Annotated in this window: 24 protein-coding genes; 13 read left to right on the top strand and 11 right to left on the bottom strand. The window is 27.1% G+C overall.

Annotated features, from left to right (window positions below; all coding sequences use genetic code 11):
- Positions 1–18 precede the first annotated feature (18 nt).
- Positions 19–768: a class I SAM-dependent methyltransferase gene (locus tag ADFLV_RS15060; RefSeq protein WP_129011393.1), complete on the top strand. Its 750-nt coding sequence runs from the start codon at positions 19–21 to the stop codon at positions 766–768.
- On the opposite strand, the gene ADFLV_RS15055 is transcribed toward ADFLV_RS15060, so the two are convergent.
- From ADFLV_RS15055 to ADFLV_RS15010, 10 genes are all read right to left on the bottom strand, one after another.
- Positions 763–1,953, bottom strand: a complete 1,191-nt coding sequence (locus ADFLV_RS15055; protein ID WP_014475538.1) for an ArsS family sensor histidine kinase — start codon at positions 1,951–1,953, stop codon at positions 763–765. The two genes, ADFLV_RS15060 and ADFLV_RS15055, sit on opposite strands and share 6 nt — an antisense overlap.
- A gap of 1 nt (position 1,954) precedes the next feature.
- Positions 1,955–2,617 (bottom strand): response regulator transcription factor, encoded by a 663-nt coding sequence (locus ADFLV_RS15050; protein WP_014475537.1) that lies wholly within the window; start codon positions 2,615–2,617, stop codon positions 1,955–1,957.
- On the bottom strand, positions 2,610–2,999 hold the full coding sequence (locus tag ADFLV_RS15045; protein WP_129011392.1) for a hypothetical protein: 390 nt from the start codon (positions 2,997–2,999) through the stop codon (positions 2,610–2,612). Before ADFLV_RS15045 ends, ADFLV_RS15050 begins: the two co-directional genes overlap by 8 nt.
- Positions 2,965–3,288: a cytochrome c gene (locus ADFLV_RS15040; protein WP_014475535.1), complete on the bottom strand. Its 324-nt coding sequence runs from the start codon at positions 3,286–3,288 to the stop codon at positions 2,965–2,967. Before ADFLV_RS15040 ends, ADFLV_RS15045 begins: the two co-directional genes overlap by 35 nt.
- Positions 3,289–3,307: 19 nt before the next feature.
- Positions 3,308–4,081, bottom strand: coding sequence for a cytochrome b/b6 domain-containing protein (locus tag ADFLV_RS15035; protein WP_129011391.1), 774 nt, complete (start codon positions 4,079–4,081; stop codon positions 3,308–3,310).
- A gap of 10 nt (positions 4,082–4,091) precedes the next feature.
- Positions 4,092–4,604, bottom strand: coding sequence for a diheme cytochrome c (locus ADFLV_RS15030; protein ID WP_129011390.1), 513 nt, complete (start codon positions 4,602–4,604; stop codon positions 4,092–4,094).
- A gap of 10 nt (positions 4,605–4,614) precedes the next feature.
- Positions 4,615–5,016: a DUF1924 domain-containing protein gene (locus ADFLV_RS15025; RefSeq protein WP_129011389.1), complete on the bottom strand. Its 402-nt coding sequence runs from the start codon at positions 5,014–5,016 to the stop codon at positions 4,615–4,617.
- A gap of 89 nt (positions 5,017–5,105) precedes the next feature.
- Positions 5,106–5,465, bottom strand: coding sequence for a diacylglycerol kinase (locus tag ADFLV_RS15020; RefSeq protein ID WP_129011388.1), 360 nt, complete (start codon positions 5,463–5,465; stop codon positions 5,106–5,108).
- Positions 5,443–6,156 (bottom strand): phosphatase PAP2 family protein, encoded by a 714-nt coding sequence (locus ADFLV_RS15015; RefSeq protein ID WP_129011387.1) that lies wholly within the window; start codon positions 6,154–6,156, stop codon positions 5,443–5,445. The genes ADFLV_RS15020 and ADFLV_RS15015 overlap by 23 nt, the downstream gene beginning before the upstream one ends.
- A complete protein-coding gene (locus ADFLV_RS15010; RefSeq protein WP_129011386.1) occupies positions 6,134–7,744 on the bottom strand; it encodes a phosphoethanolamine transferase in 1,611 nt (536 codons plus the stop codon). The genes ADFLV_RS15015 and ADFLV_RS15010 overlap by 23 nt, the downstream gene beginning before the upstream one ends.
- 192 nt (positions 7,745–7,936) lie before the next feature.
- Between ADFLV_RS15010 and typA the strand changes: the two genes are divergently transcribed.
- The 12 genes from typA (at position 7,937) to ADFLV_RS14950 (ending at position 21,789) form a co-directional block, all read left to right on the top strand.
- On the top strand, positions 7,937–9,751 hold the full coding sequence (gene typA / locus ADFLV_RS15005; RefSeq protein WP_014475528.1) for a translational GTPase TypA: 1,815 nt from the start codon (positions 7,937–7,939) through the stop codon (positions 9,749–9,751).
- Positions 9,752–9,938: 187 nt separating this feature from the next.
- Positions 9,939–11,303 carry a circularly permuted type 2 ATP-grasp protein gene (locus ADFLV_RS15000; protein WP_014475527.1) on the top strand — a complete coding sequence of 455 codons (1,365 nt, stop codon included), beginning with the start codon at positions 9,939–9,941 and terminating at the stop codon, positions 11,301–11,303.
- 1 nt (position 11,304) lies between these two features.
- Positions 11,305–11,970: an alpha-E domain-containing protein gene (locus ADFLV_RS14995; protein WP_014475526.1), complete on the top strand. Its 666-nt coding sequence runs from the start codon at positions 11,305–11,307 to the stop codon at positions 11,968–11,970.
- Complete coding sequence (locus ADFLV_RS14990; protein WP_014475525.1) at positions 11,970–12,926, top strand: M14 family metallopeptidase; 957 nt, start codon at positions 11,970–11,972, stop codon at positions 12,924–12,926. The genes ADFLV_RS14995 and ADFLV_RS14990 overlap by 1 nt, the downstream gene beginning before the upstream one ends.
- Complete coding sequence (locus ADFLV_RS14985; protein ID WP_014475524.1) at positions 12,913–13,845, top strand: M14 family metallopeptidase; 933 nt, start codon at positions 12,913–12,915, stop codon at positions 13,843–13,845. Before ADFLV_RS14990 ends, ADFLV_RS14985 begins: the two co-directional genes overlap by 14 nt.
- Positions 13,846–13,933: 88 nt before the next feature.
- The gene (locus tag ADFLV_RS14980) at positions 13,934–14,395 is read left to right on the top strand and encodes an RrF2 family transcriptional regulator (RefSeq protein ID WP_014475523.1); all 462 of its coding nucleotides are present in this window, start codon (positions 13,934–13,936) and stop codon (positions 14,393–14,395) included.
- Between the two features lie 181 nt (positions 14,396–14,576).
- Positions 14,577–15,662, top strand: a complete 1,086-nt coding sequence (locus tag ADFLV_RS14975) for a sulfate ABC transporter substrate-binding protein (RefSeq protein ID WP_129011385.1) — start codon at positions 14,577–14,579, stop codon at positions 15,660–15,662.
- 11 nt (positions 15,663–15,673) lie between these two features.
- Complete coding sequence (locus ADFLV_RS14970; RefSeq protein WP_129011384.1) at positions 15,674–16,894, top strand: EAL domain-containing protein; 1,221 nt, start codon at positions 15,674–15,676, stop codon at positions 16,892–16,894.
- The gene (gene cysT, locus ADFLV_RS14965; protein ID WP_129011383.1) at positions 16,895–17,749 is read left to right on the top strand and encodes a sulfate ABC transporter permease subunit CysT; all 855 of its coding nucleotides are present in this window, start codon (positions 16,895–16,897) and stop codon (positions 17,747–17,749) included.
- Positions 17,746–18,606: a sulfate ABC transporter permease subunit CysW gene (gene cysW / locus ADFLV_RS14960; protein WP_014469544.1), complete on the top strand. Its 861-nt coding sequence runs from the start codon at positions 17,746–17,748 to the stop codon at positions 18,604–18,606. Before cysT ends, cysW begins: the two co-directional genes overlap by 4 nt.
- A gap of 15 nt (positions 18,607–18,621) precedes the next feature.
- On the top strand, positions 18,622–19,668 hold the full coding sequence (locus ADFLV_RS14955; RefSeq protein WP_129011382.1) for a sulfate/molybdate ABC transporter ATP-binding protein: 1,047 nt from the start codon (positions 18,622–18,624) through the stop codon (positions 19,666–19,668).
- Between the two features lie 144 nt (positions 19,669–19,812).
- The gene (locus tag ADFLV_RS14950) at positions 19,813–21,789 is read left to right on the top strand and encodes a methyl-accepting chemotaxis protein (RefSeq protein WP_172658813.1); all 1,977 of its coding nucleotides are present in this window, start codon (positions 19,813–19,815) and stop codon (positions 21,787–21,789) included.
- On the opposite strand, the gene ADFLV_RS14945 is transcribed toward ADFLV_RS14950, so the two are convergent.
- Positions 21,786–22,691: a transglutaminase family protein gene (locus ADFLV_RS14945; RefSeq protein ID WP_129011869.1), complete on the bottom strand. Its 906-nt coding sequence runs from the start codon at positions 22,689–22,691 to the stop codon at positions 21,786–21,788. The genes ADFLV_RS14950 and ADFLV_RS14945 overlap by 4 nt on opposite strands.
- Between the last annotated feature and the right edge of the window lie 4 nt (positions 22,692–22,695).

The following is a 22,695-nucleotide window of genomic DNA, read 5'->3' as shown; positions in this document are numbered from 1 at the left end:
AATAAAAAGGAATTAATTATGAATGGAAATATTTGGAATGCAGGTGATTATTCACAAAAAGCAAGTTTTGTTTCAAATTTGGCTTTTTCTTTAGTTGATATTTTAGCTGTGAAAAAAGATGAAAAGATTTTGGATTTAGGTTGTGGAGAGGGAACTTTAGCAATAAAGATACAAAATCAAGGTGCAAATGTAATCGGAATTGATTTAAGTGAAGAGATGGTTTTAAAAGCAAAAGAAAAAGGTATAAAAACTTTTGTTATGAGTGTTACAGATTTAAAATTTGAAGATGAGAGTTTTGATAAAGTTTTTTCAAATGCAGTATTACATTGGGTTAAAGATTTGGATAAAAGTGCAAAAGAAATAGCTAGAGTTTTGAAAAAGAATGGAAAATTTGTAGCTGAATTTGGTGGTTATGGAAATATAAAATTTTTATGTGAAGCTATGAGTGAAGTTTTTTTTAAACATAAAGATTTTGGAGAGTTTAATAATCCTTGGAACTTTATAAGTGATATTGAATATAAAAAAATATTAGAAAAAAATGGCTTTGAAATTGAATCAATAGAGTTGATAAATAGACCAACAAAAATTGAAGATATAAAAGTTTGGTTGGATATTTTTGCAAATGGAATAACTAAAAATTTGACAACAAAACAAAAAGAGATTTTTAAAGAAGAAGTTGAAAAGATTTTAAAAAATAAAATTTATTCAGAAGAGTTTGGTTGGCTTGCTGATTATGTTAGATTAAGAGTAGTTGCAAATAAATTATAAAACAATTTTAAAAATATTAAATTCATTTTCATAAGAGTAGAGTAGTTGGAAATTGTGTCTATCAAGGATTTTTTTTACAATACTAAGTCCTAAACCAAAGCCATCTCGTTGACTTAATTCTTGCGTAAAAGGTTTTAGATAGTATTCAAACTCTTTAGAGAGTTGTTTTCCTTTATTTGAAATAGAGATTTCATTTTTATTTACTTTTATGATTATTGGAAATGAAATAGCATATTTTAAAGCATTATCAATTAAGTTTTTTAGAGCTATTGAAAGATAATATAAATCAGCATCTATTTTAAAATCTTCATTTATCTCAATTTCTATTTTTGATTCATCTTCTAAATATAGTTTTCCTAAAGATTCTAAAACTAAAGTTTCTGCACTAAATGTTGATATATTTAATTTTGTAAGATTTAGCTTTTCAAGCTCAATTAGTTCATTTGTTAAGATTTCTAAATCCAAGAAGATTTTTTTGAGTAACTCTTTTTGTGAAAAATCATCTATTTTTTCTATCGCAAATTTTCCTTTTGCTATTGGCGTTCTTAGTTCATGACCTATATCTCTTAGGAGTTCTTCTCTTGTTTTTATTGAGTTTTCAAGTGAACTTGCCATACTATTAAAAGTTTTTGCTAATGTTCCTATTTCATCTTTCGAGTTTATATTTATTCTTGTTGATAAATCACCATTTGCAAAATTTGTTATCTCTTTAGTGATAGTTTTTAAAGGAGTCAATAGTTTTATGATATATAAAAAGATAAGAAAAAGTGCGAAAATATCTAAAAACACAAGAAGATTTAAAATAGTTTTATCATTTAGATTTTGTTCATCGGGAGTTTTTAAAATATACTCTTCATCAAGATATTTTATTTTTATAATAAATTCATCTGCAAAAGATCTTTTTAGAATAATAATATGTCCAAAAGTATAGTTTTGTTCATAAATAATCTCTTCATTTGAATCTTTAAAATCTTTTAAAAGTTCAAGTTGATTTTTCTCAAAAACTGAATTTATATAGTTTTTGTTTTCAATATTTCTAAAAATATCTTCTATTACTTTTAGGTATTTTTCTTTAACTAAATTATCCATTCTTTTTGAATTTATAGTATCAATCCAAGAACCAATAATAGTCATCAAAATAAGACTTATAACAAATAAAAAAGATATTTTTTTTAATATTGACATTTTAACCTACAAATTTGTAACCAATACCCCAAACAGATTTGATATATTTAGGATTTTTTGAATCATCACCAATTTTATATCTTATGTTTGAAATATGCATATCAATTGTTCTATTTTTTGTATTAATATCAAGTGTTGTTGCATTTAAAATCTGTTCTCTTGAAGAGATTTTATTTTGATTTTCAACTAAAAATAAAAAAATCTCAAATTCAATTTTTGTAAAATCAATAGCATAATCATCCATAAAAACAGTACGATTTTCTTTATCAATTACAAAATCACCAACACTCATAGTTTTATTAAAACTTTTTTTCAAAATATGTTCTATTCTTAAAACCAATTCTCTTGGTTCATAGGGTTTTGCAAGGTAATCATCAGCTCCAAGTTCAAAACCATGGATTTTATTTCCTATATCACCACGCGCACTGGAGATAATAATAGGAACATCTTTTATTTGTTTTAATTTTTTAAATAAATCAAAACCATCCATCTCTGGAAGCATCAGATCAAGAATTATGATTGAATAATCGTTTTCTTTAAAATTCTCAATTGCATCTTTTGGTTGGTCAAATGCAATACAATCAAAACCATAATCTTTTAAATATTCGATTATAAATTTTTGCATTTGTAAATCATCTTCGATTAATAAAACTTTTTTATTCAATTTTCCATTCCTCCAAATAGTCTGCAAACTCTTTTTTCTGTTTCTTATCTAAGATTTCATGTATTTTTTTTATTCTTTTAACTTCTAGTTTTGCTGCTTTTGTTCTTAAATCCATAATAATCTTATAATATAACTCTTCATTAAAATTATCTGCTTCTATAATATCTTCTAAAATATCTTCTTGTTCATCTTTATATTCATAAAAATCTTTATAATCTTTTTTTAAATCAAGTAAAGCTTTTTTAATAGCTTTCACTTGGGAATCATTTAAATCTAAATAATCAAGATTTTTATAAGAGTGTTTATATTTATGTTTATCATCATCTGCATTTAAAACAAAAAACAGACTACTTAAAATCAGAAATATCTTTAATATTTTCATTTTCAATTAATCCTTTTTCGATATCTGTGTGACATGCTTTACAGTTTGAGATACTTTTTACTTTTGGATTCTCAAAAATCTCTTTTGGAATATCTTTGTGTTTTCTTTTCCAATAATCTGTTTGGCTTAAAGCTATTATATCTTTATTTCCAATTGAATTTAAAAAATTCCAACTAGCTTGCATAGTAGAAGTTTCTGCACTATTTTTTACTAAGAAAGCTAAAATTTCTTTATTTGTTTCATCATCAACTGAAGCATCATCTCCAAAATGATTTTCTAAATCACCCATGATTAATTCCCATGATTTTTTAGGCAAAAGATTGGGTGGGATAAAGAGTATGGCAACTTCCACACTCGGTTACAAAAACTTCATTTTGTGTCTTATAATCTATTGGTTCAAATTTTGAAGCAATAAAAACATTTTTTGGTTCAATTAAATTGAATATCAAAAATCCAATAAAAACTATAAACATCAAAAGAGCAAAAAGTTTTTGAAAAATATTTAGTTTTATATTTTCACTCTCATTTGTCATTTTATAGCCTGTTACTATAGAGTTTAAAGTTTGATGTTTTTTATGTAAAAATCTATCTACCATCACACCACTTACGTGAGCAACAATTAAAGCAATAAGAATATTTGCTAAAACTTCATGAATCTCTTTAAATAGTTTCATATCTTTAAAAAGAGTATCATTTAAAAAGGATACTAAGCCTTTTCCTTCTTGTACTCCAAAAGCTAAAACACCTGTAAATATTGTTAAAAATACAACTACAAGCATAGCTATCATTACATAAGAAGCAAGTGGATTGTGACCTAAATATTTTTGATTTTCTTCAAAGATATTATTCAGAAATTCTTTTACATTTTTTTTACCAGTTGGAAAATCTTTAAATTTTGAATATTTAGGACCAAATAATCCCCAAAATACTCTAAAAACTAATAAAATAAAGATTGAATATCCAATTACAGCGTGATAATTCAGTAATTTATCATCATCTGTTAAAAAAGCTAACAATATAAAAACTGCAAACAAAGAGTGAAAAACTCTTGTTGGCAGTGACCAAATATATGATTTTTCCATGATTTATCCTTTAATCATCTTCCCATCTACCAAAATTTGGGATTTTTATATCTCTTTCACTATATATTCCTTTATCTGCTGTTGTATGACAAGCTATACAATTAAACAGACCTTTTACCTCTTTTTGAGTAATTAAATCTTTTCTAATTTCTCTATGTTTTTTTACCATATAAGGAGTTGTAGAAATAGAATCAGGTATTTGATTTGGATTTAAACTAGAAACAATTCTATTACTTCTTTTATATTGCATATTTTTTTCTGCACTATTATCATTTAAATATTTTGATAAAGTTTTGAAAGTTTCATCATCAAGTGATGCATCAGTATTGAAGTGATTTTCTAAATTTGACATCATTTTATTCCATGCATTACTTGGAAGTAATCCTGGTTGATACGGAAAATGACAACTTCCACACTCTTTTATATATAAGTCATTTTTAACAGGTGCAACATCTGGCATTGATGAATAACCTTCTGCAAACAAAGCATTTATCATTAAACTTAAAAAAATTAGATATTTCATATTTTATCCTTTATTGATTTATGATGTATGTAGTTACATCACCTTTTTCAAGAGCTGTTCCTTCACGATTGTAAACATCATTGAAGTTTCTTTTCATCCATTTTTCAATAGTTTTTATATCAGTAAATCTTTCTTTATTAGCTTTTGGAGAAAGTGGTTCTATTACTTTAGTAGTAAAAATATTTTCACCAGCTTTTTGTAGATTTGCTCCATGGCAAGTTGTACATGAAATCTCTTTGCCTTTTTTCCCTATATGTTTTGATGTAAAAATCTCTTCCCCTCTTTTTGCATCAAAATCTTTAAAAGATGGATTTTCTTTAAGAACTTCCTGTTTTAATGAATCTAAATAATCATCAACAGTTGCACTAAAACTTAAACTGGCAACTAAAGCTGAGATAATTAAAGCTTTCATAATTCCTCCTAATATTTTATATTATTAGAAGTTTAGAATAATAGTTTAAATTTTTGTTGTTAATTTAATTGACAATTTCTTGACAAAGTTTAAAAAATGTCTATTAAAATGATAAGCCAAGTAACAACAAAAATAAAAATACTTAAAAATACAATTGCACTACCAACATCTTTTGCTCGTCCTGCCATATCGTGATGTTCTAAAGTTACTAAATCAACAACCCGTTCAATAGCACTATTTGTTGTTTCTGCTAAAATCATTCCCATTAAAGTTATAAATAATAGAGCTTTATTTGTCAAAGTTGTATCTATAAAAATAATAACAGGAAGTAAAACTAAAGTTATAATCAATTCAATTTTAAATGAGCTTTCTGTTTTTATTAAATCAACTAAACCTTTTAAAGCATAAGATGTGTTTTTAAAAAAATTATATTTTGGTTGGTTTCTCAAAAGTTCGCCTTTGTTGTTTGAATGAAATGAATTTTACTATTATTAATATTATAAGCCAAGCCAAAAGCATGGTGATTATAGTATGACTTAAAAAATGGTCACCTAAAAGCATTTTATAGTTTCCCATTGACCACGCAAGAATTAATACACTAGTTAAAGCAATTTTTTGATTTCTTGGTTTTTTAAATAAAAAGAAAAGTGACATTAAAGCAAAACCACCACTTGCATGACCTGCAGGCCAACATTTTACTTTAGATTTTTGTACAAAACCTTCTGGATAAGAATCAAAAACTTTTTTTTCTGGATATGTTCCACCAAATTTTACAATATTACAAGGACAAGGAGTATTTGTAAAGGCTTTCAAACTTCCAATAATACTTGGAATAAAAATAGATGAAAGTAAAACTATTAATAAACCCTTTTTATACTTTTGAACTATTTGTTTTTTTCTAAAAAACAGTAAAGCAATTAATATTAGAACATTAAAAAGAATAATTACTTTTTTTAATCCATCATATAAAAAGAATCTTAATATAGGTTCATTTTTATCTATAAACCAATCTTTTGTATTAAAATCATAAAAAAATGATTGTACATAAATATCAAGATTTGTAAATTGAAATAAACAAAGTACAGCTATTAATAAAATAGCTGTTATGAAAATTTGTTTATTCAGGTTTTCTTGAATCATTTAAAATATCCATATCTTTTTTATAAACTTCTGTTCCAACTTCAAAAAGTCCTAAAAGAGTGTGAAATAAATTATCTTGAGAAAAACTTTTATTTTTATAAGAATTTAGTTTCTCAATATCATAATCTTCTCTCATTTCTCCTCCTAACCATAAAACAGAAGCAATATGTTTTTGTTCATCAGGTGCTAGCATATATGGCATTCCATGTAGATAAAAACCATTTTCTCCTAAACTTTCTCCATGGTCACTCATATAAAGCATTGCAGTTTCATAATCATTTGAGTAAGGTTTTAAGAAATTAATTACTTTTGATAAGAAATAATCAGTATATAAAATCGCATTATCATAAGCATTACTTACTTCTTCTTGTGTACACTCTTCAAGTTGATTTGTTTTACAAACAGGAGTGAATTTTTCAAACTCTTTTGGGTATCTTTTATAATAAGCAGGTCCGTGATTTCCCATTTGATGAAGAACAATTAATATATCTTTATCTTTATGATTTTTGATATATTCATCAAGCCCTACAAGCATTCCTTCATCTCTACACTCATCATCACAAATAGTATTTGTTTGTGCTGTCCTATAATCTTCAAAATCAACTCTTAAAGCAACACCTTTTGAATCAGAGTTATTATCTCTCCATAAAATGTCTATATCATTTGTATGTTTTAAAACATCTAGTGCATTTTGTGTTGAAATTCCTTTTTTATAATCATAATCAGCTTTATCAAATATAGAGAACATACAAGGAACAGATTGAGCAGTTGAAGTTCCACAAGAGTACATATTAGAAAAATTTATTACATCTTCTTGTTTTAATAATGGATTAGTCTCTTTTTTATAACCATTTAAAGAGAATCTATCTGCACGAGCTGCTTCTCCTACAACCATAATAATTAACTCTTTTTTCTCTTTATCTGTATATTCTTGGATAATTTTTGCATCTTTACCTATTTCTTTTACAACAATTGGGCCACTATTTACTGATTTATTTACATAGTTTCCAATACTATAAATCCAGTATATTGGGTTTACATGATATCTTAGAGGTTTATGTTCTCTAAAAAAAGATGTATAAAATTTACTAAAACTAAATAAAATAATTAGAATAATAGAGATAGATAAAATAATAGTTTTTAATTTTGCAAATAATTCTTGTCTAAAAGGTTTGTATTCAATTTTAAGTTTATAGATAAAATAACTTGGAAAAATAGCAAGAAAAACTACATATAAAACAAGTTTTAAACTAAATAAATCTGATGATTCACTTAAATTAGTTTGTAAACTATTTCTAATCATTTCATCATCAATAATCACATGATATGTATCCATAAAATAAGCTGCAAATGCAGAAATAATAATTGTAATTAATAATAAGGGTTTAGTAGTATATTTTGAACTAAATATTGTAAAAAACAGTGTTAAAAAACTAACTAATAAAAGAGCTGTAGATAAAATATAAATACTATTTAATCCACTGAAACTATAAGTTTTTATTACATTTGTAAAAAATGAGTAATTATAAAATAATGTAAAAAATATTGAACTAAATATGATTAATTTATATTGTGAAGATATTTTCAAGAAATTCCTTTTAGATGATTAAATTTAACGGTAGTTTATACTTTAAAAATTAATAATAGATGAATAGAATATGAATTTTTATTCATATTCTATTCATCTTTTATATTATAAAAAATGTTTTCTTTTTGTAATGAATATAGGAATATAAGTAAAAATTTAGTATAATCGCGAAAATTTATATAAAGAGAATCAATGAGAGACATTAGAAATATCGCAGTAATAGCGCACGTTGACCACGGTAAAACAACACTTGTAGATGAGTTATTAAAACAATCAGGAACTTTTTCTTCACATCAAAATGTAGATGAAAGAGTAATGGATAGCAATGCTATCGAAAAAGAAAGAGGGATTACAATCCTTTCTAAAAACACAGCAATTGATTATGAAGGTGTAAGAATTAACATCATTGACACTCCAGGACACGCCGATTTTGGTGGAGAAGTTGAGAGGGTTTTAAAAATGGTTGATTCTGTTTTATTACTTGTTGATGCCCAAGAAGGAGTTATGCCTCAAACAAAATTCGTTGTTAAAAAAGCATTATCTTTAGGACATAGACCAATCGTTGTTGTAAATAAAATTGATAAACCAGCAGCAGAACCTGAAAGAGTTGTTGATGAGGTATTTGACTTATTTGCTCAAATGGATGCAAATGAAGACCAATTAGAATTCCCAGTTATTTATGCAGCTGCTAGAGATGGTTATGCAAGATATGATGCAAATGATGGAAATATGGATTTAAAACCATTATTTGAAACTATTTTAAAAGAAGTTCCAAAACCTCAAGGTGCTGATGAAAATGGATTACAACTTCAAGTATTTACACTAGATTATGATAACTTCATTGGAAAAATTGGAATCGCTAGAATTTTTAATGGAACAATTTCTCAAGGTGAAACAGTTATGCTTTGTAAAGCAGATGGAGAAAAAGTAAAAGGAAGAGTTTCTAAACTTATTGGATTTAAAGGTTTAGAAAGAATTGATATTAAAACTGCTGGTGCAGGTGATATTTGTGCGGTTGCTGGATTTGAAACTATTGATGTAGGTGATTCATTATGTGATCCAGTTAATCCAATGCCATTAGACCCAATGCATATTGAAGAACCAACACTTTCTGTTACATTTGCAGTTAATGATTCTCCATTAGCAGGAACTGAAGGTAAATTTGTTACTTCAAATAAAATTGATGAGAGATTAAAAGCTGAAATGAACACTAACATTGCTATGGGATATGAGCAAATTGGTGAAGGTAAATTTAAAGTTAACGGAAGAGGTGAGCTTCAAATTACTATTTTAGCTGAAAATATGAGAAGAGAAGGTTTTGAGTTCTGTATTGGAAGACCTGAAGTTATTATTAGAGAAGAAAATGGTGTAAAAATGGAGCCATTTGAGCACTTAGTAATTGATACTCCAGATGAATTTTCAGGTGCAATTATTGAAAAACTTGGAAAAAGAAAAGCTACTATGACAAACATGGTACCAATGGGTGAAGGTTACACAAGACTTGAATTTGAAATTCCAGCAAGAGGATTAATTGGTATTAGAACAGAGTTCTTAACTGAAACAAAAGGTGAGGGTGTTATGAATCACTCATTCTTAGAGTTTAGACCATATTCTGGAACAGTTGAATCTAGAAAATATGGAGCATTAGTATCTATGGAAAATGGAGAAGCTTTAGGTTATTCAATTTTCAACTTACAAGATAGAGGAGTAATGTTTATTAAACCTCAAGATAAAGTATATGTTGGTATGGTAATTGGTCAACATGCAAAAGATAACGATTTAGATGTTAATCCAATTAAAGGAAAAGCACAATCAAACGTTAGATCTTCTGGTGCTGATGAAGCTATTAAATTAGTTCCACCAAGAACAATGTCTTTAGAAAATGCTTTAGAGTGGATTGAAGATGATGAATTAGTTGAAGTAACACCTTTATCTGTAAGAGTAAGAAAAAGAGAATTAGATCCAACTGTAAGAAAAAGAAGTGCGAAAAAAGAAAAATTTGCATAATTTTTAATAGAATTATAAAAATCTAATCAAAAAGGGGAAGATGTATAATCTTCCCCTTTTTTTATAGTTTATAAACTATTCATACTAAAATGTATATTTAATAAACAGAGAAAAATAGAAAGAAAGTAATTATTTAGTAATTTTTCAGATAATAAAGACTAGAATTTATTAGTTTAGGAGGTGTAAATTGCTAGATATAAAAAATGAGACGAATGAACTATTTTGGGAAATATTTTCAAAACAAGATAGATTAAAAATTGATGAATTCCAAAAGTATATGGATAAATTTGCAGTTAATTTCAATCTTTATAAAGATGGAAATTTTATTGAAAGATCACTTCCTTTTGATGTTATTCCAAGAATAATAGATTCAAAAGAGTTTGATAAAATGGATAAAGGTTTATCTCAACGAATAAAGGCTTTAAATCTTTTTTTAGAAGATTTATATACAGATAAAAAAATAGTAAAAGATGGAATTATTCCAGAAGAATTTATTTTTCAGGCAAAAGGTTATTTAAAAGAGCTTGAAGGTTTCTCTCCAAATAAAAAAATCAGAACACATATAAATGGTATAGATTTAGTAAAAGATACAGTAACAGATGATTGGGTTATTTTAGAAGATAATTTAAGAGTTCCAAGTGGTGCTAGTTATCCTTTATCTGTTCGAGATACTTATAGAAAAATTTATCCAGATTTTTTTGAAAAACTAAAAATAAAACCTATAAAAGGTTATCCATCAATTTTAGAAGAAGCAATGAATTATGTTAGTTGTGGAGGAATAAATGTAGTTTTAACTCCGGGTAGATTTAATTCAGCTTATTATGAACATGCCTATTTAGCTAAAAAAATAGGTGCACAACTTGTAAGAAATGATGAAGTTATAGTTAAAAATAAGAATTTATATTTTAAAAATTATAATGGTCAATTAATTAAAGTGGGTGCAGTTTATAGAAGATTAGATGATGAATTTTTAGACCCAAAATTCTTTAATGAAGAAAGTCTTATTGGAGTTCCAGGCATAATGGAAGCATACTTAGCTGGAAATGTGGCAATTATGAATGCACCGGGAAATGGAATAGCTGATGATAAAGGTATTTACTATTTTGTTCCAAAAATGATTAAATATTATTTAGGTGAAGAACCAATTTTACATAATGCTCCAACTTATTTACCATATTTTGAAGATGATAAAAAGTATGTATTTGAAAATATGCATAAATTAGTTATTAAAGATGTTGCAGAAGCTGGTGGTTATGGAGTTATGTTTGGACATGCTATGTCAAAAATTCAATTAGAAGATTTGAAAACTATTATAAATGCAAATCCAAGAAGATTTATAGCTCAAGAGTTAATAGAGTTTTATGATGAAGAGTGTTATATAAATGATGAAATTGTTCCAAGAAAAGCTGATTTTAGAGCTTATGTAGTTATGTCAGATGAACCAAAAGTTTGGCAATGTGGATTAACACGATATGCAATGGAAGCAGGTAATTATTTAGTAAATTCATCTCAAGGTGGTGGATTTAAAGATACTTGGGTAATGGAGGCTTAATATGGAACAATTATTAACAGCAAATGTAGCAACTAATCTTTATTGGTTTGGAAGATATTTAGAAAGAGTAGAAGCAACACTTATTGAAGCAGTTTATCATTTTGATAGAATAATAGATATAGATAAAAATTCAGGAAAAGATTTTTATAAAAAATTAGGTGTTGATTTAGAATATACAAATGCAAGAGATTTTTTAAATGTTGCAATTTTTGGAAATCATAGTGCAAATATAAATAGTTTAATTTCATATGCAAAAGAAAATGCAATTATAAGTCGGTCAAATATGGATACAGAAGCATTTGGTTCTGTAATTGAATTAGCTGATTTGTTAAAACATTCAAGTCATGCAAGTTTTTTAATAGATTGTAGATTTATTGATTATGTCCTTTCTTTAATTAGTGAGATTTGGGGAGAATTAACAAGAAAACAAAAAAGAAATACAAGTGATTATTTTATTAGATTAGGGAAATTAGTAGAGAAAGTAGATTTCCATTTAAGAATTGAAAAGGATAAAGAGTTTTCATTGGTTGTTATGGAAGAAATTGATAAAATTGTAAGTATATTAGCACCAAATGCAGAATTTCTGACACATAATGAGAATGACTCTTATGAAGCAATTCTTAATTCAGTGAATAGAAAAATAAATAAAATAATAGTTGAGGGATAATGATTACAAAAGAAATATTTACATCTAATCTACCTGTAGGAGAAAAATTATCTGTTAAAAGAACTAGATTTGAACCTATTTATGTTGATGAAAATAAAAAATTAAAAAGAATCTCAATAGTTAGTGGAATACATGGAGATGAATTAGAAGGTCAATTAGTAATTTATTTATTAGCTGATTGGTTAAATAAAAATAGTGAAAAACTAAAAGGTATAGTTGATATTTATCCTGCGGTTAATTCTTTGGGTGTAGATACAATTACAAGAGGATTTCCTTTATATGATGTAGATTTAAATCGAACTTTTCCTGGAAGTGCTGATGAATTTCTTCCTGGGCAAGTTGTTTATGCTTTAGCACAAGATGTGAGAGGAAGTGATATTGCTATTGATATTCACTCAAGTAATATTTTTTTAAGAGAAATTCCTCAAATTAGAATAAATAAAGAGTTTTCAGAAGGTACTTTGCCCTTAGCCAAAGAGTTAAATTGTGATTTTATTTGGATTCATGATGCTGTAACTGTTCTTGAAGCAACTTTTTCTCATACATTAAACTCTATGGGTACAAAAACACTTGTTGTTGAAATGGGTGTTGGAATGAGACTTACTAAAGAATATGGAAATCAACTTTTAATTGGTATTTTAAATTTGATGAAAAAAGAGGGCATTATCGAATGTGATGAAGAATTTTCAGTAAGAGAACCTTTTAGTTCAGAAATTGGTGATGTTTTTTATCTAAATGCTGCAAAAAGTGGTTTATTTGTTCCTGCTCTTGATCATTGTGCAATTATAAAAGAAGGAGATAAAATTGGTGATATTGTAGACCCTTTAACAGGAACTATTTTAACTACACTAACAGCTCCAAATAATGGTATTTTATTTACTTTAAGAGAATATCCAGTTGTTTATGAAGGTTCTTTAATAGCTAGAATTTTTGGAGAAAATAGTGGAAAAAATTGAAATATTAAGAATAGAATCTCTTAGTCGTGAACCTTTGGTTGTTGAAGGTTATTTATTTAAAGGAACAAATCCAAATGCTCCTAAAATTGCAATAGTTGGTGCAATGGAAGGAGATTCGATATTACCTTTATATTGTGCTTCTACTTTAGTTGATTTTTTTAAAAATAAACTTGAACAAGAAAAATTAAAAGGTGATGTTTTAATTATTCCTTCAATAAATCATTATGCATTAAATATTGGAAAAAGATTTTGGCCTTTAGATAACACAGATTTAAATATGATGTTCCCTGGATATGAATTAGGTGAAACAACTCAAAGAATTGCAAAAAAAGTATTTGATGTTTTAAATGGTTATGATTTTGGAGTTATACTTGAGCGACGTCCAGATCCAGCAACTTGTTTGCCTTATATAAAACTTTATAAAAGTGGATATGAAGATTTACTTGCAGCAAAGAAATTTGGTTTTAAACTAATTCATCATAGAACAATGAAATCAATAGATACTGTAACTTTACAATATAACTGGCAACTTTGGGGAACTAAAGCATTTTCAATTATGTGTCCTAGTGATAATCAAGTAGATAAAAAAGTTGCAAATCAAATAAATCAAGCAATTATCAGATTTATGGATAAAAGTAAAATCATAAATTATCATATTTTTAATGGATATGAATCAACAGTTATGGATAGAAATACAATAAGTGTTGTAAAATCTGCTAAAAGTGGAATTTTTATTTCAAAAGAATCACCAGGAAATTATGTCTCAAAAGACCAAGTAATTGGTGAAATAGTACATTCTTTAGAAGGAAATGTAATACACCAATTTTTAGCACCTTGTAATGGAATGATTACATGTTTTTATAGTAATTCACTTATTTTTGAACATGCTGTTGCATTTAGAATTGCAAAAATTGGCTAGAAAACTAGCTAATTTTTCAATTTTATTTTAAAAGTATTGACAAGTTAAAAAAAATAAAATATAATTTCACCAATTTAGTAGGTGATAAATGAAAATATCAAAAAAAACAGATTATGCTTTAAGAGCTTTATTTGCAATTGCTGAGCAAAAAAATAGTTCGATTTCAATTAGAGAATTATCAGAATCAGTGGATGTACCAAGAAGGTTTTTAGAAAATATTATGCTTGAAATGAATAGAGCAGGTTGGGTAAAAAGTATTCCTGGTCGTTATGGTGGATATATTTTAGCAAAAGCTTCAAATGAGATAACTTTAGGTGAAGTTATTCGTTATTTTGAGGGAATGATAGCTATGATTTCTTGTGTATCTGTTTCTAGTTATGAGCCTTGTTCTCAAGAAAGCAAGTGTTATTTTAGAAGAATATTTTTAAATATTAGAAATTTAACAGCTCAGATTTTAGATAAAACAACAATAGCTTCTTGTTTATTGCAAGAACCTATTTCAAAAGAAGATGTTTACAAAGAAGAATTTATAGGTGGTTTAGGAATTTAACCACTTATATTTTTTTTAATTTTAAATATTCACCTATTTAGTGTGTATTATATAAAAGGAGCCAAATATGATGTGTGATATGTGTAGGACTAAGAGTCGGTTTTAAGAATTGGTGAGATTTTTTTTAAATCTTTAATATTCACACATTTAGTGTATATTAATTAATAAAATAGGAAATAAAATGAAAAGAGTAATAAAAAATATAAAAAACTTAGTTTTAGTGGGTTTATTGATACCTGCATTTGCAATTGCAGATAAAGAGTATGACTATAAAGCAGAAGCACAAAAAAAATCAATTGAGATATTAAATGTTTCTTATGACCCAACAAGAGAGCTGTATGAAGAATACAATAAAGAGTTTTCTAAATATTGGAAAGAAAAAACAGGTCAAGAGGTAAAAATAAAACAATCTCATGGTGGTTCAGGAAAACAAGCACGGGCTGTAATTGATGGATTAAAAGCTGATGTTGTAACTTTGGCACTTGCTTATGATATAGATGCAATTAGTCAAAAAGCCAATCTTTTTCCAAATGATTGGCAAAAAAGATTTGAAAACAATTCATCTGCTTATACTTCAACAATAGTTTTTTTAGTTAGAAAAGGAAATCCAAAAGCTATAAAAGATTGGGATGATTTAATAAAAGATGATGTGGAGGTAATTACTCCAAATCCAAAAACATCAGGAGGTGCAAGATGGAACTATTTAGCAGCTTATGCTTATGCACTTAAAAAAGAGTTAGGAAGCTTAGATAATCTTGATAAAAATTCACAGAAATATAAAGAAGCAGATTTAAAAGCAAAGCAGTATTTAACAAATTTATTTAAACACGTTCCTGTTTTAGATTCAGGAGCAAGAGGTGCAACAAATACATTTGTTCAAAGAAAAATAGGAGATGTTTTACTTGCTTGGGAAAATGAAGCATTTTTAGCAAAAAATGAACTTGGACCTGATGAGTTTGAGATAGTTGTACCATCAATTTCAATTTTAGCTGAACCTCCTGTTGCAATTGTAGATGAAAACGCAAAAAAGAAAGGAACATATAATGTTTCAAAAGCTTATTTGGAGTATTTATATTCAAAAATTGGTCAAGAAATAGCAGTTAAAAATTATTATAGACCTTACAAACCTGAATTAGTCTCACAAGATGAATTAAAAATATTTCCAAAACTTGAATTAGTAAAAATAAATGATTTATTTGATAGCTGGCAAGATGCACAAAAAACACACTTTAATGATGGTGGAACATTTGATTCAATTTATAAATAAAAGTGATAGAAATGCAAATAGAAGATATAAAGATTAATCTTGCTAATAGAAAAGAGTTTTTAGAAGATAATAAAAATAAAATGTTCAATAAAGTAGCTATCTTTGATGTTAATGGTTTTGGAAATATAAATCATTATTATGGATATGATTTTGGTGAAAAAGTCCTAAAAATCATATCTTTAAGATTAGAAAATAGATTTTTAAATAGCAAAATTTATTATTTAGGAGCAGATAATTTTGCAGCAACTTCTAGTGCTGAAATATCTAAAGATAGATTTATTCAAACTATAAAATCAATCGTTTGGTATTTTGGATATTCACCTATTGAACTTGAGGGATATAAAGTATATATCCCTTTAAGAGCAGGTGTGGCTATAAATTATCCTGAACTTTTATTTAGTGCTGAGTTTGCCCTAAAACAAACAAAAATTGTAAAACATAATTTAGTGATTTATGATAGTGAACAACATCATATTTGTCATCCAAATTCTTTATCTATTGAACAAGATTTATATTGGGAAGCTCAAATTATTGAAGCAATTAGAAAAGATAAATTTGAAATTTTTGTTCAATCAATATCAAATCAATTTGAAAAAAAATATGAAGTTTTAGTTCGTATGAAAAATTCAAAAGGTGAAATAATAAGTCCATATTTTTTCATAAATAGGGCAAAAAAAATAAATTTATATAGTGAAATTACAAAAAAAGTAATTCAAAAATCTTTTGAGTATTTTGAAAACAAAAATATAGAGTTTAGTATCAACTTATCAATAAGTGATATTTTAGAAAAAGATGTTGTTGATTTTTTAATTCAAAAAATTTATGAGTTTGATATTGCACATTTTTTGACAATAGAAATAACAGAGAGTGAAGGTATAGATAATCTTGAAGAACTTATATCTTTTATCAAAATTATGAAAAATTTAGGGACAAAAATAGCAATTGATGATTTTGGTACGGGATATTCTAATTTTTCATATTTAGTTAGATTACAAGCAGATTTTATAAAACTTGATGGGTCAATTATTCAAGATTTAAATAGAACTAAAACAGCAAAAGCAGTTGTAGAGGCTATTGTTTTTTTTGCAAAAAAAGTTGGAATAAAAACAGTTGCAGAGTTTGTTTCAACAAAAGAGATTTATGAAACTTGTAAAGAGTTAGAAATAGATTATTTTCAAGGATTTTGGTTTGATGAACCTAAAAACGTCAAAGAGTTGAAGAAGGAAATATAAATGAGATTAAATTTTGGCATATTAAAAAGACCAAAATCCACAATCCCAGGATTTGGTTTGACTTTGGGATATACAGTTTTTTATTTAAGTATTATTGTAATTATTCCACTTATAGCTTTGTTTACAGAAGCTTTTAGTTTGGGATGGCAAGCTTTTTTGGATGCAACTACAAATGATAGAGTAATAGCAAGTTATAAACTAACTTTTTTTACATCTTTAATAGCAGCACTTATAAATACTTTTTTTGGACTTATTGTTGCTTGGTGTTTAGTTAGATATAACTTTTTTGGAAAAAGAGTTTTTGATGCGATTGTTGATTTACCTTTTGCTTTACCCACAGCTGTTTCAGGGATTGCTCTTACAACACTTTATTCATCACAAGGTTGGTTTGGACAAATTTTACAACCATTTGGAATAAAAGTTGTTTTTACTCCTATTGGAATAACAATAGCTTTGATTTTTATTGGTCTTCCTTTTGTTGTAAGAACAATTCAACCAGCATTTGAAGAGTTAGAAGTTGAACAAGAAGAAGCAAGTGCAAGTTTGGGAGCAAGTAGATGGCAAACATTTTATAAAGTGATACTTCCTACTATTTTTCCAGCACTTTTAACTGGATTTGCTTTATCTTTTGCAAGAGCTTTAGGTGAATATGGTTCAGTTGTTTTTATAGCTGGAAATATGCCAATGAAAACAGAGATTAGTACACTTTTGATTATTACAAAACTTGAACAATATGATTATGCAGGAGCAACAGCGATTGCGGTTGTAATGTTATTAATCTCTTTTGTAATGTTACTTTTAATAAATATTCTTCAAAGATGGAGCTCAAGAAGAAGAGGAATGGAGGCTATATGAAAACTTTTAATAATTCAAAAAGTTCACAAGGTGAATCAAAAGTAGTTAAATATTTACTAATAACAACAGCGATAGCATTTTTAGCTGTTATGTTGGTAGTTCCTTTGATTACAATATTTGCAGAAGCTTTTAGAAAAGGAGTTGAAGCATATTTTTTAAGTTTTGAAGATGAGTATGTTTTAAGTGCAATTAAACTCACATTTATAACTGCAATTATTGCTGTTCCTTTAAATTTAGTTTTTGGGCTTGCAGCTTCTTGGGCAATAGCGAAATACTCTTTTTTTGGGAAAAGTTTTTTGATAACTTTGATTGATTTACCTTTTGCTGTAAGTCCTGTAATTTCAGGATTTGTCTATGTTTTATTGTTTGGAGCTCAAGGTTGGTTTGGTTCTTGGCTGATTGAAAATGATGTACAGATTATTTTTGCAGTTCCTGGAATTGTATTAGCAACTATATTTGTAACTTTTCCATTTGTTGCAAGAGAGTTAATTCCTTTGATGCAAGAGATGGGAAATGATGAAGAACAAGCTGCACTTTTACTTGGAGCAAGTGGTTTTCAAACATTTTTAAAAGTTACTTTACCAAATATAAAATGGGGACTTTTATATGGAGTTATTTTATGTAATGCAAGAGCAATGGGAGAATTTGGAGCAGTTTCAGTTGTTTCAGGACATATTCAAGGGGTGACAAATACGATGCCTTTGCAAGTTGAGATTTTATATAACGAATATAACTTTGTAGCAGCTTTTGCAGTTTCAACACTTTTAGCAATTTTGGCCTTATTAACTCTTGTTTTAAAATATATTTTAGAGTGGAAAGTACAAAAAAGAGCAAAAAAATTAGAAAACGAAGAATAATTTATAGGAAAAAATATGAAGATTGAAGTAAAAAATTTAACAAAAAACTTTGGAAATTTTGTAGCACTCGAAAATATAAATTTAGATATTGTTGATGGTGAATTATTGGCACTTTTAGGACCATCAGGAAGTGGGAAAACAACTCTTTTAAGAATGATTGCTGGACTTGAAACAGTTGATGATAAAGATAGTGGAGAAATTTTATTTAATGGTATAAATGTTGCAAAAAAAGATATTGGTGGACGAGATATCGGGTTTGTTTTTCAACATTATGCCTTGTTTCGTCATATGACAGTTTTTGAAAACATCGCTTTTGGACTTAGAGTAAAACCTAAAAAACAAAAACTTTCAAATAAAGAGATTGAAGAAAAAGTAAATAAACTTTTAAAACTTATTCAACTTGATGGTTTTGCTTCTCGTTTCCCTTGGCAATTGTCTGGTGGTCAGCGACAAAGAGTTGCACTAGCACGTGCACTTGCTGTTGAACCAAAAGTTTTACTTTTAGATGAACCTTTTGGTGCGCTTGATGCAAAAGTGCGAACTGATTTAAGAAGATGGTTAAAAGAGCTTCAAGAAGAACTTGGAATTACAACTATTTTAGTAACACATGACCAAGAAGAAGCACTTGAAGTTGCAAATAGAATAGTAGTAATCAGTACAGGAAAAATAGAGCAAGTTGGAACTCCTGAAGAGGTATTTCACAATCCAAAAAATGAGTTTGTAATAAACTTTTTAGGAAATGTAAATCTATTTCATGGGCGAGTTGATGATGGAAAGTTAAATCTTGAAGATAGCTCAGATAATAAATATTTGATTAGACCCCATGAGTTAGAAATAATTTCAGTAAATGATAAAGAAGCAATTTTACAAGCAAAGGTAAAGTATATTCAACTTGCAGGTTCTTTTGTGAAAATAGATTTAAGTCATCTAAATGATGAAACAAAAACTTTGATGGTTGAGATATCACACTCTGAGTTTAAAGAGAAAAATATTCAAAAAGGAAATCTTGTAGGTATTCGTCCAAGAACTTTAAGAACATTTGAAGATGGGGCAGGAATATAAAACTTCATTATAAGATTATTTATAAATATAATATAAAGAATATACTCCATAAAATGGATAGATTAATCTAATTATGTAAGTCTTATGTAATAAATTATTTAGTAAAGTACGCGATAGTAAATAACTTGTAAATAAGGAAAACTTATGTTAAAGAACTTAAATACAAAAATGAAACTTTTATTGTTTCCTTTTATGTTTGTAGTTATTGTTTTTGTATCAGTATTAATCTATTTAAATTATAGTAATTTAGCTGAAAAAAGAAATGAAGTTGCACTAGAAACAGAAGGTTTTGTACAAGACCTTTTAAAAGGAAGAATATCAGTATATCAATTTTTAAGAAATCAAAATGCAGAAAATATTCAAAAAGTTAGAGATAATTTCAGTGCATTAGATAAAAAAGTTTTAGATTTAAAAGAGGCTGTTTCTGTTGAAAGAAACAAAATCTTATGTGATGAAATAATTGAATCTTCTAAAAACTATATGGAAGATTTTGAAGCATTCTCAAAAGATTATAGTAAAGATAAAGAAGAAACAGAGTCTTTAAAAGCAACTCTTAATGATATGGTAAAATCTGGTGAAATCTTAGAAGTTAAGATTAGAGAAATAAATAAAAGTGCTTTAGATCTAAAACAAGAAGCACATAATTCTCTAAATAATATTTTAATTGCATTAGCTATAGTTGCTATAATAAGTTTTATTTTGATTTCACTAATAATTTCAAAAATAGTTATAACTTCTTTAGACAACTTCAAAATAGGATTAATATCATTTTTTTCATATCTAAATAGAAGCTCAAAAGATATTTCATTATTAGATGATTCTTCAAAAGATGAATTTGGGGAAATGGCTAAATTTGTTAATGATAATATTAAACAAATTGAAAAAACTATTAATCAAGATACAGCTCTAATAGAAGATGCTAAAGTTGTAATGACTAGAGTTAATAATGGTTGGTATGGTCAGTTTATAGAAAAATCAACTTCAAATGCCTCTTTAGAAGAGTTTAGAGATAATGTAAATAAAATGATTGAAAGTACTAGAAAAAGATTTGAAGAAGTAGATGAAATCTTAGAAGAGTACTCAAAACTTGATTATAGAAAAGCTTTAAAAATGCATCCAAATGATGAAAAAGGTGGAGTGTTTGAAAGATTAGTAGTAGGAATTAATACCCTACAAGATTCAATTACACAAATGTTAATAGATAATAAAACAAATGGATTAACATTAGATGCAAGTTCAGATATATTACTTATAAATGTAGATAAATTAAATCTAAGTTCAAATGAAGCAGCAGCGTCTTTAGAAGAGACAGCAGCAGCAATAGAAGAGATAACAAGTAATGTAAGAAATAATACAGAGAATATTGCAAAAATGGCAATGCTTTCAAATCAAGTAACAAAATCAGCAAATGATGGAGAAAAACTTGCAAACCAAACAACTCAGTCAATGGATGAAATAAATAATCAAGTAAATCTAATCAATGAAGCAATAACTGTAATTGATCAAATAGCATTCCAAACAAATATACTTTCACTTAATGCAGCAGTAGAAGCAGCAACAGCAGGTGAAGCAGGAAAAGGATTTGCAGTTGTAGCAGCAGAAGTGAGAAACCTAGCATCAAGATCGGCAGAAGCTGCAAAAGAGATAAAAGCAATAGTAGAAAATGCAACAAGTAAAGCAGATCAAGGGAAACAAATAGCAGGACATATGATAGATGGATATAAACAATTAAATGAAAACATCCAACATACAATAAATCTAATCTCTGATATACAAAATGCCTCAAAAGAGCAATTGTTAGGAATAGAGCAAATAAATGATGCAGTAACCCAGTTAGACCAACAAACACAACAAAATGCGATGGTGGCAAGTCAAACACATGATGTAGCAGTAATAACAGACCAAATAGCGAAATTAGTTGTAAGTAATGCAAATGAAAAAGAGTTTAATGGTAAAAATGAGGTTAAAGCTAAGGATATGAATCTCAATACAGCTAAAAAAGAGAATTTTGTTGTTGCAAAAAAATCAACATCAAAACAACAAGAAACAACTTCAACTAGAAAAGAGACAAAAGTAGTATCATCAACAAAATCAAATGATGATGAGTGGGAAAGTTTTTAAACTTCCTTCTTCTCTTTTATAGCCTCAACATTTACTTTCACTTTTAAGGTACTTCCTCCACTACTTTGAACAACACCTTTTAAAGGTGAAATATCTAAATAATCTCTTCCATATCCAAGGATAATATACTCTTCATTTGGGATTTTATTATTTGTTGGATCAAAATCTGCCCAACCAAAAGTAGGAATATATATAGAAAACCAAGCATGAGAAGCATCTGCACCAAAAAGTTTTTCTTTTCCTTCTGGTGGAATAGTTTGAATATAACCACTTACATATCTTGTTGGTATTCCAATACTTCTTAACGCTGAAATAGCAAATTGAGCAAAATCTTGACATACACCTTTTTTCTCTTTGAAAACTACTTCAATAGGAGTTGTAATATCTGTAAAACCAGAAACGAAATCAAAATCATTAAAGATTCTTCCCATAAATTCATTTGTAGCTTCAAATAAATTTCTATCATCACTAAATGATTCTAAAATATAATCTTTTATTTGAATTGATGGCATGGGAATAGATTCTGTTTCAAATAAAAATAGTTTTGCTAATACATCATCTTTATAATATTTATTTAATCTAGCTTTTGCTTCTTTTACTGTAATTGAAATATTTTTAAGAGTTTCAATTTCTTTATTTATCTCTTCTTCTAATCTTTCAACTTTTGATTTTGCAATTACTTTTAAAGTTCTATGTGATTCTCTTATTAGCATAAAATTATTTGTATTCCCAAAATAATCAATAAATTCATTTGTTTCATAAGGTGTTGGCTCAATATGTAAAGAATATTCTAAAAGTCTTTGAGTATTTATGTCTTTGGGTTTTAGTCTAGCTATATTATGGCTAAAAGTTACAATTGCAGCATAATCAAATTTTGTTTCGTGATATATTTCATAAATCATTAAA

This window comes from Arcobacter defluvii, from assembly GCF_013201725.1.
Taxonomy (GTDB): Bacteria; Campylobacterota; Campylobacteria; order Campylobacterales; family Arcobacteraceae; genus Aliarcobacter; species Aliarcobacter defluvii.
Note: the sequence above shows the minus strand (reverse complement) of the source record. Positions and strands in the feature narration are given on the sequence as shown.

Excerpts from the sequence above, each read along its gene's own strand:
- ADFLV_RS15060 (WP_129011393.1), top strand. The coding sequence starts at position 19 with ATGAATGGAAATATTTGGAATGCAGGTGATTATTCACAAAAAGCAAGT.
- ADFLV_RS15055 (WP_014475538.1), bottom strand. The coding sequence starts at position 1,953 with ATGTCAATATTAAAAAAAATATCTTTTTTATTTGTTATAAGTCTTATT.
- ADFLV_RS15045 (WP_129011392.1), bottom strand. The coding sequence starts at position 2,999 with ATGAAAATATTAAAGATATTTCTGATTTTAAGTAGTCTGTTTTTTGTT.
- ADFLV_RS15040 (WP_014475535.1), bottom strand. The coding sequence starts at position 3,288 with ATGGGTGATTTAGAAAATCATTTTGGAGATGATGCTTCAGTTGATGAT.
- ADFLV_RS15035 (WP_129011391.1), bottom strand. The coding sequence starts at position 4,081 with ATGGAAAAATCATATATTTGGTCACTGCCAACAAGAGTTTTTCACTCT.
- ADFLV_RS15030 (WP_129011390.1), bottom strand. The coding sequence starts at position 4,604 with ATGAAATATCTAATTTTTTTAAGTTTAATGATAAATGCTTTGTTTGCA.
- ADFLV_RS15025 (WP_129011389.1), bottom strand. The coding sequence starts at position 5,016 with ATGAAAGCTTTAATTATCTCAGCTTTAGTTGCCAGTTTAAGTTTTAGT.
- ADFLV_RS15015 (WP_129011387.1), bottom strand. The coding sequence starts at position 6,156 with ATGATTCAAGAAAACCTGAATAAACAAATTTTCATAACAGCTATTTTA.
- typA (WP_014475528.1), top strand. The coding sequence starts at position 7,937 with ATGAGAGACATTAGAAATATCGCAGTAATAGCGCACGTTGACCACGGT.
- ADFLV_RS14995 (WP_014475526.1), top strand. The coding sequence starts at position 11,305 with ATGGAACAATTATTAACAGCAAATGTAGCAACTAATCTTTATTGGTTT.
- ADFLV_RS14990 (WP_014475525.1), top strand. The coding sequence starts at position 11,970 with ATGATTACAAAAGAAATATTTACATCTAATCTACCTGTAGGAGAAAAA.
- ADFLV_RS14980 (WP_014475523.1), top strand. The coding sequence starts at position 13,934 with ATGAAAATATCAAAAAAAACAGATTATGCTTTAAGAGCTTTATTTGCA.
- ADFLV_RS14975 (WP_129011385.1), top strand. The coding sequence starts at position 14,577 with ATGAAAAGAGTAATAAAAAATATAAAAAACTTAGTTTTAGTGGGTTTA.
- ADFLV_RS14970 (WP_129011384.1), top strand. The coding sequence starts at position 15,674 with ATGCAAATAGAAGATATAAAGATTAATCTTGCTAATAGAAAAGAGTTT.
- cysT (WP_129011383.1), top strand. The coding sequence starts at position 16,895 with ATGAGATTAAATTTTGGCATATTAAAAAGACCAAAATCCACAATCCCA.
- cysW (WP_014469544.1), top strand. The coding sequence starts at position 17,746 with ATGAAAACTTTTAATAATTCAAAAAGTTCACAAGGTGAATCAAAAGTA.
- ADFLV_RS14955 (WP_129011382.1), top strand. The coding sequence starts at position 18,622 with ATGAAGATTGAAGTAAAAAATTTAACAAAAAACTTTGGAAATTTTGTA.
- ADFLV_RS14950 (WP_172658813.1), top strand. The coding sequence starts at position 19,813 with ATGTTAAAGAACTTAAATACAAAAATGAAACTTTTATTGTTTCCTTTT.
- ADFLV_RS14945 (WP_129011869.1), bottom strand. The coding sequence starts at position 22,691 with ATGATTTATGAAATATATCACGAAACAAAATTTGATTATGCTGCAATT.